Genomic DNA, 10,762 nt, shown 5'->3' with positions numbered 1-10,762 from the left:
GCAAAGGTGCAACATGTTTTTTTATCTGGCAAGCACCCCGCAGAAATATTTTTTCAGAAAAGGTCGTAGAGCCTGATTCTCAGGAGAAAATATTTGAAAAAAAATTAGAAATGCCCTCGCTGATGGGCGAGGGCATTTTCAGATCTCCAAAAACTCAACAAATATTACGCGCCGCAAGCCTCACATCCATCGGGATCATCCAACGAACATTGCATGTCGGATTTGTTGTCCCGTGCGGGGGCTGACTTAGCTGCTTCAGTATGTTCCTGCGCGTATTGCGTGTAGTCGAGCTCTTTTTCGGCGACGGCCAGGGCAGGCTGGATTTGCGACTCGGCCTGCTTCTGCACCGTAAACTGCACAGGGTCGGCGGCAGCGCGGGTGCGTAGGTAGTACATGCCCGTTTTCAGCCCTTTCTTCCAGGCATAGAAGTGCATGGACGTCAGTTTGGCGAAGTTTGGCTCCTCCATGAACACGTTGAGCGACTGCGACTGGCAGATGTACGCGCCGCGGTCGGCGGACATGTCGAGCAGCGTGCGCTGCTTTATTTCCCAGGAGGTTTTGTACAAGTCCTTAATGTTCTGCGGAATGCCGGGTATGGGCTGGATAGAACCGTTAGCTTGAACCAGCTTATTCTTCATATCCTCGTTCCACAGGTTCAGCCTCACGAGGTCTTTGAGCAGGTACTTGTTCACGACCACGAACTCACCGGAAAGTACCCGACGCACATAAATATTAGATGTAAATGGCTCGAAGCATTCGTTGTTGCCCAGGATTTGGCTGGTCGAAGCGGTGGGCATTGGAGCCAGCAGCAGCGAGTTGCGGACGCCGTACTTTACTACCGCCTTGCGGAGTTTCTCCCAGTCCCAGCGATTGCTGTCTGGAGTCACGCCCCACATATCGAACTGGAAAATTCCCTGTGAGATGGGACTTCCTTCCCAGGTTTCGTAGGGCTTCTCTTCTTTCGCCAGTTCCATCGAGGCTTCCATAGCGCCGAAATAGATCGTTTCGAACACATCGCGGTTCAAGCGACGGGCTTCTTCCGACTCGAAAGGCATCCGCAGCAGGCAGAGCGCGTCGGCCAGACCCTGGATGCCAATGCCGATGGGGCGGTGGCGTTTGTTGCTGTTCTCGGCTTCGGGAACAGGGTAGTAGTTGCGGTCGATGATTTTATTCAGATTGCGCGTCACCACTTTCGTGATCTCGTAAAGCTTCTGGTGGTCGAAGCGAGAGAACCCATCCTCGCCTTCCTCCACAAACTTGGTGAGGGCAATGGATGCCAGGTTACAGACCGCCACCTCATCGGGTGCGGTGTACTCCATGATCTCGGTACACAGGTTGGACGACTTAATCGTACCCAGGTTCTTCTGGTTCGACTTGGCATTCGCGTGATCCTTATACAACATATAGGGAGTACCCGTCTCGATCTGGGATTCAAGAATCGCAAACCACAGGTCTTGCGCCTTGATGGTCTTGCGGGCCTTGCCCTCGCGCTCGTACTGCTCGTAGAGTTTCTCAAAATCTGCGCTGTGCGTATCGGACAGACCGGGACACTCGTGCGGGCAGAACAGTGACCAGGTATCGTTGTCCTCAACGCGCTTCATGAACAGGTCGGGAATCCACATGGCGTAGAACAGATCGCGGGCGCGCTGCTCCTCTTTGCCGTGATTCTTTTTCAGATCCAGGAAATCGAAAATATCGGCGTGCCAGGGTTCCATATATATAGCAAACGAACCTTTGCGCTTTCCACCGCCCTGATCCACGTAGCGGGCTGTGTCGTTGAACACGCGCAGCATGGGTACGATACCATTAGAAGTACCGTTGGTTCCTTTTATATAAGTACCCGTAGCGCGCACGTCATGAATGCTCAGGCCAATACCTCCCGCTGATTGCGAAATCAAGGCGCACTGCTTCAAAGTATCGTAGATACCATCGATGCTGTCTTCCTTCATCGTTAACAGGAAGCAGGACGACATCTGCGGCTTAGGAGTGCCCGCGTTGAAGAGTGTAGGCGTGGCGTGGGTAAACCACTTCTCTGAAAGCAGCGTATAGGTTTCGACCGCCTTCTGCACATCGTCGGAATGGATGCCGATGGCCACGCGCATGAGCATGTGTTGCGGGCGCTCGGCGATCTTGCCATCCACTTTCAGGAGGTAAGACTTTTCGAGGGTCTTGTAGCCGAAATAGTCGTAGTTGTAATCGCGATCGTAAATGATCGTCGAGTCGAGCAAAGCCGCATTCTTGCGAATTACCTCATACACCTCCTTGGATATCATAGAAGCGTTGTCGCCCGTTTTGGGGTCTACATAAGTGTAAAGGCGCTTCATGGTAGCCGAGAACGACTTCAGCGTATTCTTATGCAGGTTAGAAATGGCGACCCGCGCGGCCAGAATGGCGTAGTCGGGGTGCTTGGTGGTCATCGAGGCCGATGTTTCTGCCGCCAGGTTATCGAGTTCAGCGGTGGTTACGCCGTCGTAAATGCCGGAGACGACCTTTTTCGCCACTTCAATAGGCTGAACATAGGCGGAGTCGAGTCCGTAGCTGAGTTTTTCGATCCGGGCGGTGATTTTGTCAAACTTGACGGACTCCCGGCGACCGTCGCGTTTGATTACGTACATGGGCATGATGCGTTTGTTTTATGGATGTAGTTTTAGTTGTTGGGTGTGCTTTCTGATGAAGCTTTCGAGGGAGGAGTTCTGAAAATTTTTCCTGAAATAACGATTTTACGACGAGAAAAGCAATCGTCGAAAAAGAGTATTCCGAGCCCTACTTTGAAAAATCTAATGCCTTTCTAATATTATCTGAATGTTAAGAAACTCGTATAAAGACCGTTATCTAGAAGTGTCAGAAATAGGCTATATGTGAATAATACCACAAAAAAAATTCAGGAATTTATCGCCTGTATATAATTAACTATCAAGTAGTTATACAGACGAAACCGTAGAATTATTTTCCCAAAACATGATGGATACGGGAAATAAAATGCTCCTCGGGAAAACAGGCTATAAAACCTGCCCTTGAAAGAAACCAGCTAAGAACAGAGGAGAGTTCACCGAATGAAAGTTCGGCGGGTTTGCCTTGAATAGTGGTAAAGGTACGAAGCTGCCCGGCAAACCTAAAGCTGGGTGCTTCGTTTTTATTCGAAAAACTGAGCAAACGGTTCTCCGACAAAAAATTACGGGGCCGGGTTGGGAGATTCCAGATTAAGTACCTATTTTTGCAGTCCTTTTTGAAAAAAGCGCAAACAGCACGTTAACAATACATAAGCAATGAAAAAAGACACGCATCCCGATTACCGTGAAGTAATCTTTTGGGACCTTTCCAGCGATTTCAAATTCATCACCCGTTCGACCATCCAAACTGAGGATTCTCTCGAATGGGAGGACGGCAAGACTTACCCGGTCTATAAAGTGGAAGTTTCGTCACAGTCGCACCCCTTCTATACGGGTAAGAACGTACTGGTGGATACCGCTGGTCGCGTGGATAAATTCCGGAAGCGTTACGGCAATAAAGAGCAGGCATAAGTCGTCGCGGCTTTCTGCAAATAGTAACAAGGCAGTCTCTTTGTGCGCAAAGGGACTGCCTTGTTTTTTGGGTGCTTCGCAGAAATAGCCGAAATTTGGGCAGAACATTTACCCGTCTATGCCTTCCGTCATTTTATTCGATGCGCCCGACGTTCGGGTACAGCTACTGCCCTTCACCTTTACCCGCCCCGTGGCCGGGATTCGCTGCGGTATCCTGACACTGGCCGAAAAATGGGGGCGCTGGCTGAACGCCGAACCCTCTTATGCCACCGAAAAGTACCTGAGCGAACTTTTCCCCTTTGGGCTTTCTGACGACCACCTTTATATAGATGGTTCTCTGTGTCCCAATCAGCGGCTGGTCGAGGTCATCCGAGAACTGCCGGCGGGGAGCTTTCTCCGGAGCGCCAAAGACCGCAGCGTTCTGGCGGTCAGAACAGCTTCCGCGACCTGGGCGGATGGGCAGGAAACGGAGGGTTTGAAAGAGTACGTTTACGCCGGCGAGTACGTGGCTATCCGAAACCTCTGGGATATCTTCGGAGAGAATGGTGAGCAAATTGGCGAGGACTACGAACTGCTTACAGCCGGTCGGACCTCCCATGCCCTGGCCGACCCGCACACTCACTGCTACGCGCCCGAAAACATATTCATAGAAGAGGGCGTGAAAATTCGCGCAGCAATCCTGAACGCAGAAGACGGACCGATTTTCCTGGGCCGAAACGCAACCGTTAGTGAAGGAGCGATCATACAGGGGCCGTTTGCCCTGGGGGAAGGCGCGGTCGTCGGGCAGGGAGCAAAGATTCGGCCCAACACTACCGTAGGTCCTTACTGCAAAGTGGGCGGCGAGGTCAACAATTCGGTCTTTTTTGCGTACAGTAACAAAGGGCACGACGGCTACCTCGGCAATTCGGTACTTGGCGAATGGTGCAATCTGGGAGCGAATACCAATAACTCCAATTTGAAAAACGATTACACCAACGTTAAACTTTACAACTACGCGACCCAAGGGTTGGAAGACACCGGACGGATATTCTGCGGCCTGTTTATGGGCGACTATACCAAGGCAGGAATCAGCACAATGTTCAACACGGGTACTGTCGTGGGCGTCAACGTTAACGTATTCGGTGCAGGTTTTCAGCCCAAACACATTCCGTCTTTTTCCTGGGGCGGGGCCGCCGAAGGCTTCGCGCCCTACCGCCTCGAAAAAGCCCTGACCGTACTAAATGAAACCATGCGAAGACGAGAGATTTCGTTTGACGAGAAGCAGGAAGCGATGCTACGATGTATTAATGCTGGAATGGTGTAATGTCGGAATTGGTGATTTTTGCTTTCGCCAGCTTCCATTTGAATGCTGCACCGCGCGGGCGGCCCCGTCGAATAGTCCGACATTCACTAATTCCATAATTCCAAATTGAAATTCCAAGATCTCCCCGGCTTACAAGAAACCAAAACTACCCTGCGACGCGCGGTGAAGCAAAGTCACGTGGCCCACGCGCTACTGTTCGATGGGCCACCGGGTGGAGGCGGACTGGCGCTGGCGCTGGCCCTGGCGACCTATGTCAACTGCGAGAATCGCAACGAGGAGGATTCCTGCGGAGTTTGTGCTTCCTGCGTGAAGATGAACAAGCTGGTGCATCCCGATCTGCATTCGATTTTCCCGCTGCCGCGCTCACCCAAGGATGGGGAGGATTTGTTGGGGGAATTGACGCCGCTCTGGCGCGCGTTTCTGGACGAAAGCCCGTTTCGAACGTTGCCCGAGTGGCTGGCTTTCATCAAGGCTACCAACAATCAGCAGGGGATCATCCCTATCAAGGAGGCACGGGCGATCATTGGCAAGTTGTCGTTGAAATCCTTCGAGGCAGAGTACAAGATCATGATTCTCTGGCAGCCCGAACTGATGAATCTGCAGGCGGCCAACGCGCTGCTGAAAATCCTGGAAGAGCCGCCCGCGAAAACACTTTTTTTGCTCGTTACGGAACAGTCAGATCGCCTTATCACAACCATAATTTCCCGGACACAGCGGCTGGTTGTTCCGGCATTCCGGGATGAGGATGTGGTGGAGTACTTACAAAAACACCATCAAACCGACGAAAGCCGCGCCAGACGCATTGCCTACCTTTGTGACGGCAACCTTTCGGCGGCTCACCAGTTGTTACTGGAAAAGGAGGACGAGAGCCACGCCTGGTTCAGCGAGTGGATGCGCGACTGCTACAAGCGGGACATCATCAAGCTGGTGAAAAGGGCCGACGCCTTCGACGGCATGAGCAAGGAAAAGCAAAAGGGGATTTTTGATTATGCGCTGCGGCTCTTTCGTGACATGCTGCTGTGGACACAGGGCGCGGGCGAACTGCTGCGTGTGCCGGAGGAAGAGCTTACCTTCGTACAGAATTTTTCCAAGGCAGTCCCTGAGGCGTCGCTTGAACAAATGATTGCCGAAATCAATGAAGCCTATTACCACGTAGAAAGGAACGTGCGGGCCAAAATGGTTTTTCTTGACCTATCTCTAACCACCGTCCGCCTGTTTCAAAGATCCGCATGAAAAAGAAGACTCCCGCCACCGCTGAGAAAACAGTAATCGGTGCTACGGCCACCATCAATTTCCCCGATCTGGACTGGCACGGAGTGCCGGCACGGGTGGACACGGGCGCGGCAACCTCATCCTTTCACTGTTCGAAAGTAAAGGTGATCGAGCGGGACGGACAGACGTTGCTCAGTTTTGTGCTGGACATGAAAAAAGGCGGCGCCAGTAAGCCGATTCTGGTGAGCGACTTTAAAGAGAGAACCGTCAAAAACTCTTTCGGGCAGTCTGAGCAGCGGTACATCATTCGTACGACTGTCGAGGTGGCCGGGCGTCAGATACGCACCCAGTTTTCATTGGCTGACCGCTACAAGATGACTTTCCCGGTGCTGTTGGGCCGCCGTCTGCTTAAGGGAAAGTTCATTGTCGATGTTTCCCAATAATTATTTTTTCGTAAAAACACTTGGCCCCGAACGGAGTTCTGATAAATCCGTTTGATATTTGGCCGCCATTTGCGCACAACTCACTTGTCCCGCCGCATGGGACCTAATCCAATTCCATTTCATGAAAATTGCAGTTTTATCAACTGATCCTGAACTATACTCAACGCGCCGATTGGTGGAAGCAATCCGGGAAAGAGGCCACGAAGCGGTGGTTATCAACCACCTGAAATGCTTCCTGATGATCGAGGGCGAAACGACATCTATCCGTTACGAGGGGAAGTCCATATCGGGGATCGATGCCATTATTCCACGCATAGGTACGTCGGTGACGGCCTACGGCTGCGCGGTGGTGCGGCAATTTGAGCTGATGCGGGTTTACACGACAGTCAAGTCGCAGGCCATCACCCGCTCGCGCGATAAGCTGCGCTCAATGCAGATTCTGGCCCAGGCCGGCGTGCGCATTCCCAAAACTGTTTTTGCCAAAAACCCCGCGCAGGTCAACGAATTGATCAAGATCGTAAATGGACCGCCCGTCATTATCAAACTTTTGGAAGGAACGCAAGGCGTGGGCGTTGTGCTGGCCGAAACTTCAAAGGCTGCTAAATCTACCATCGAGGCATTTTTTGGCCTGAAAGCCAACTTTCTCATTCAGGAATTCGTGGCTGAGTCAAAGGGCGCGGACATCCGGGCGTTCGTCGTGGGCAACAAAGTGGTGGCGGCCATGCGGAGGCAGGGGGCCGAGGGCGATTTCCGCTCCAACCTCCACCGGGGCGGGGCAGGAACGCCCGTGGTACTCTCACCTGAAGAGGAACACGCGGCTCTGGACGCTGCACGGGCGTTGGGCGTACGCGTGGCGGGTGTGGACATGCTGCAGTCGAGTCAGGGGCCTATGGTGATGGAGGTCAATTCGTCGCCGGGCTTGCAAGGCATCGAGAAAACTACCGGGATCGACGTAGCCTCGCTTGTGATTGCCTACCTTGAGAAACAAATCAAGATGGATGAGGGCGATACGGTGGGGGTCTAGGAGAGAGTGAGTAAGGTTTTCAACAGGTGGCCAGGGAATAGTTCGTGGCCCAATTTTGGTAAGGTTAGGGAGAATAATTTTCAACCCTAAACTTAACCAAAATGAAAAGTGAAGAAATAAATCACGATCTGAATAAAGTAAAGGAGATAATCGACAGCATCGAAGTGGGCATGCTTACTACCATGCAGGACGACGGCGATCACAAAAGCCGCCCGATGCAAACCCAGAAACTCGATGCCGAAGGTAACCTTTGGTTCCTGACCAGCCGCTCTTCCCATAAAACCGAAGAACTACAGAAGCACCCGGGCGTCAACGTGGCCTATGCCGATACCGATGCCCAATCCTACGTGTCGGTCGTGGGCGAAGCCTCGATCGTGGACGACCCGGCTATCAAAAAAGATTTATGGAGTCCCGTAGCAAAAGCGTGGTTTCCCAAAGGACTGGAAGATCCCGACCTGACAGTACTGAAAGTTAAAATCAAAGAAGCCGAATATTGGGATAGCCCCTCCTCCACCATGGTGCAGGCTTACCATATCGCGAAAGCCCTGATTACGGGTGAGCAAAACGACGAAGGTGAACATGGCGAGGTGAAGATGTAGTAGCGACAGCTCAAATACCAGAATAACCACAAGGGTACTCCGACGAGTACCCTTGTTTTTTTGTAGTTTCGTTCAAAATTCACCCCAACTCCTCTTTCTTATTGCATGAAGAAATATTTGCTCTTACTACTGACCCTCGTTGGTACTTTCACCCTGCAGGCGCAAGTGGCCGACAGCTACTACCTTCCGACCAATATTACCTATGATCCGGCAATACCCACGCCGCAGCAGTTTCTGGGCTATCAGGTTGGCGAATGGCACGTGACACACGACCAGCGTGTGGCCTACATGAATAAACTGGCCGAACTCTCCAACCGCATCACGCTGGCCGAATACGCCCGCACCTACGAGCAACGGCCCTTGCTGCTGCTCACGATTACCAATCCGGCCAATCACGCCAATCTGGAAAATATCCGCACCGAACACCTCAAACTCACCGATCCGGCGCAGTCAGGGGGGCTGAAAACGGCGAATATGCCCGCCGTGGTGTGGATGGGCTATTCCGTTCATGGTAATGAGCCAAGCGGGGCCAACGCCTCGCTGCTATCGGCTTACTACCTGGCGGCGGCGCAGGGTGCAGAGATCGACTCGCTGCTGCGCGAGTGCGTCATTCTGCTCGATCCCTGCATCAATCCTGACGGCGGTAACCGCTTTGCCAGCTGGGTCAACACCCACAAAAGTATCACGCAAGTGAGCGACCCGGCGGCGCGGGAGTACAATGAGGTATGGCCCGGTGGCCGCACGAATCACTACTGGTTCGACCTGAACCGGGACTGGCTCTACACCCAACATCCAGAAAGTCAGGGGCGAATGGTAAAGTACCACGCCTGGAAGCCTAATATCCTGACCGACCACCACGAGATGGGCGGCAATTCTACTTTCTTCTTTCAACCCGGTGTGGCCTCGCGGACGCACCCGCTTACACCGCGCCTGAACATTGACCTTACGGCCAAAATCGGCGCCTATCACGCTGCCGAATTGGATAAAATCGGCTCTTACTACTACACCCAGGAAAACTACGACGACTTTTACTACGGCAAGGGTTCGACTTATCCCGACGTCAATGGCTCTATCGGTATCCTGTTCGAGCAGGCCAGCTCACGCGGCCACGCGCAGGAAACCAACAATGGCTTACTCACTTTCCCGTTCACGATCCGCAACCAGTTTACGGCTACGCTTTCTACGCTGAGAGCGGCACGCGCCATGCGAGTTGAACTGCTGGATTATATGCGGGATTTTTACAAAAGCACCAATGAACCCGTAAAAGCCTACGTTTTCGGCGGTAGCAACGACCGCGCCCGTACCTGGGAAATGGTCAACATTCTGCGCCGCAACGACATCGCTGTGCATGAACTTGCCAAAGACGAAACGCTGGAAGGCCGCAAATTCCCGAAGGACAATGCCTTTGTCGTGCCGCTCGACCAGTCGCAAAGAAAGGTAGTTAAGGCAATTTTCGAAAAGAGGACCGAGTTCGAGGATAGCCTGTTTTACGACATTTCGGCCTGGGCGATGCCGCTGACATTTAATGTACCATACGTGGAGTCCAAGGCGAACATTTCTTTGGGCAAAAAATTGACGGAGAATCCCTTTCCGGCGGGGAAAGTCGTGGGTAAAACTGCTTATTCCTATCTATTCGAGTGGGACAGCTACTTTGCACCACGCACGCTTTATGAACTCCAAAAGCGCGGCTACCGCACCAAAACAGCCGCCCAGCCGCTCATTGTTTCCATTGACGGAAAACCCCGCGAATTCGATTACGGTACCATTCAGATTCAGGTTCACGATCATAACCCCGACTCCACGTATCAGCTGCTCCAACGCCTTGCTGCCCGCGATGGGGTGGATTTTTATGCCTCCGGTACGGGGCTCACGAGCAGCGGCATCGACTTCGGCAGCGAAAACTTCAAGACCATGCGACAGCCCAAGCCACTGATGCTGGTCGGCGCGGGCGTCAATAGCAATGATGCCGGAGAAGTGTGGCACCTGCTCGATCAGCGGATCAAAGTACCCCTGACGATGGCCGACATGGGTAGTTTCAATCGTCTGGATTTGAGCGAATACAACACGCTTATTCTGGTCAGCGGAAACTACGGCAGCCTCTCTGTGGACAAAATCCGCGATTGGGTGCGGGCGGGCGGGGTCCTCATCGCCATGACCGACGCCAACGAATGGCTGGCCGAAAAAGGACTTTCTACCCTGAAACTGAAAGCGATTCCCAATGACACCACCGGGCCGAAACTCTATGCTTTGGCTGACCTGTACCAAGGAGCGCAGGTTACGGGCGGAGCCATTTTCCAGGTAAAACTTGACCTGACGCACCCGCTGGCCTACGGCTACAAAGAGCCGATGCTGAACGTTTTCCGCGATCACAACAACTTTGTACAGCCCATCAAAGATCCCTACGGCGCCCCCGCTATCTACACCGATAGTCCGCTGGTGAGCGGCTATATGTCGGCCCGCAACCAAAAGTTGATCCGCAACTCGCCCGCCATCGTTTGTAATAACCTGGGTTCGGGCAAGGTGATCGCCCTACTGGATAATCCTAATTTTCGCGCGTTTTGGTACGGGACGAACAAAATATTCCTGAACGCGCTGTTCTTTGGCTCGCAGATTTCTTCGGGGAGGTTTGGTGGAGGTGCGCAGGAATAGCTCCTGGAAGT

The 10,762-nt window shown here is 52.7% G+C and carries 8 protein-coding genes; 7 read left to right on the top strand and 1 reads right to left on the bottom strand.

The window, feature by feature from the left end:
• Positions 1-164 precede the first annotated feature (164 nt).
• Positions 165-2,615 (bottom strand): ribonucleoside-diphosphate reductase subunit alpha, encoded by a 2,451-nt coding sequence (locus tag IE117_RS22595; RefSeq protein WP_189567627.1) that lies wholly within the window; start codon positions 2,613-2,615, stop codon positions 165-167.
• 651 nt (positions 2,616-3,266) lie between these two features.
• On the opposite strand from IE117_RS22595, the gene IE117_RS22590 reads away from it, so the two are divergent.
• The 7 genes from IE117_RS22590 (at position 3,267) to IE117_RS22560 (ending at position 10,751) form a co-directional block, all read left to right on the top strand.
• A complete protein-coding gene (locus IE117_RS22590) occupies positions 3,267-3,521 on the top strand; it encodes a type B 50S ribosomal protein L31 (protein ID WP_189567572.1) in 255 nt (84 codons plus the stop codon).
• 118 nt (positions 3,522-3,639) lie between these two features.
• Complete coding sequence (locus IE117_RS22585) at positions 3,640-4,824, top strand: putative sugar nucleotidyl transferase (protein WP_189567564.1); 1,185 nt, start codon at positions 3,640-3,642, stop codon at positions 4,822-4,824.
• 105 nt (positions 4,825-4,929) lie between these two features.
• Positions 4,930-6,057, top strand: a complete 1,128-nt coding sequence (gene holB, locus IE117_RS22580) for a DNA polymerase III subunit delta' (protein WP_189567562.1) — start codon at positions 4,930-4,932, stop codon at positions 6,055-6,057.
• A complete protein-coding gene (locus tag IE117_RS22575; RefSeq protein WP_189567560.1) occupies positions 6,054-6,479 on the top strand; it encodes an ATP-dependent zinc protease family protein in 426 nt (141 codons plus the stop codon). Before holB ends, IE117_RS22575 begins: the two co-directional genes overlap by 4 nt.
• 121 nt (positions 6,480-6,600) lie before the next feature.
• Positions 6,601-7,503, top strand: coding sequence for a 30S ribosomal protein S6--L-glutamate ligase (gene rimK / locus IE117_RS22570; RefSeq protein ID WP_189567558.1), 903 nt, complete (start codon positions 6,601-6,603; stop codon positions 7,501-7,503).
• A gap of 101 nt (positions 7,504-7,604) precedes the next feature.
• Complete coding sequence (locus tag IE117_RS22565) at positions 7,605-8,102, top strand: pyridoxamine 5'-phosphate oxidase family protein (protein ID WP_189567557.1); 498 nt, start codon at positions 7,605-7,607, stop codon at positions 8,100-8,102.
• Between the two features lie 105 nt (positions 8,103-8,207).
• A complete protein-coding gene (locus tag IE117_RS22560; protein ID WP_189567555.1) occupies positions 8,208-10,751 on the top strand; it encodes a M14 metallopeptidase family protein in 2,544 nt (847 codons plus the stop codon).
• The last annotated feature ends 11 nt before the right edge of the window (positions 10,752-10,762 follow it).

The organism is Persicitalea jodogahamensis, assembly GCF_014651615.1.
Lineage (GTDB): Bacteria > Bacteroidota > Bacteroidia > Cytophagales > Spirosomataceae > Persicitalea > Persicitalea jodogahamensis.
This window is presented reverse-complemented; position numbering and strand designations above follow the sequence as displayed.

Coding starts and splice junctions, on each gene's coding strand:
- IE117_RS22595 (WP_189567627.1), bottom strand. CDS start 2,615: ATGTACGTAATCAAACGCGACGGTCGCCGGGAGTCCGTCAAGTTTGAC.
- IE117_RS22590 (WP_189567572.1), top strand. CDS start 3,267: ATGAAAAAAGACACGCATCCCGATTACCGTGAAGTAATCTTTTGGGAC.
- IE117_RS22585 (WP_189567564.1), top strand. CDS start 3,640: ATGCCTTCCGTCATTTTATTCGATGCGCCCGACGTTCGGGTACAGCTA.
- IE117_RS22575 (WP_189567560.1), top strand. CDS start 6,054: ATGAAAAAGAAGACTCCCGCCACCGCTGAGAAAACAGTAATCGGTGCT.
- rimK (WP_189567558.1), top strand. CDS start 6,601: ATGAAAATTGCAGTTTTATCAACTGATCCTGAACTATACTCAACGCGC.
- IE117_RS22565 (WP_189567557.1), top strand. CDS start 7,605: ATGAAAAGTGAAGAAATAAATCACGATCTGAATAAAGTAAAGGAGATA.
- IE117_RS22560 (WP_189567555.1), top strand. CDS start 8,208: ATGAAGAAATATTTGCTCTTACTACTGACCCTCGTTGGTACTTTCACC.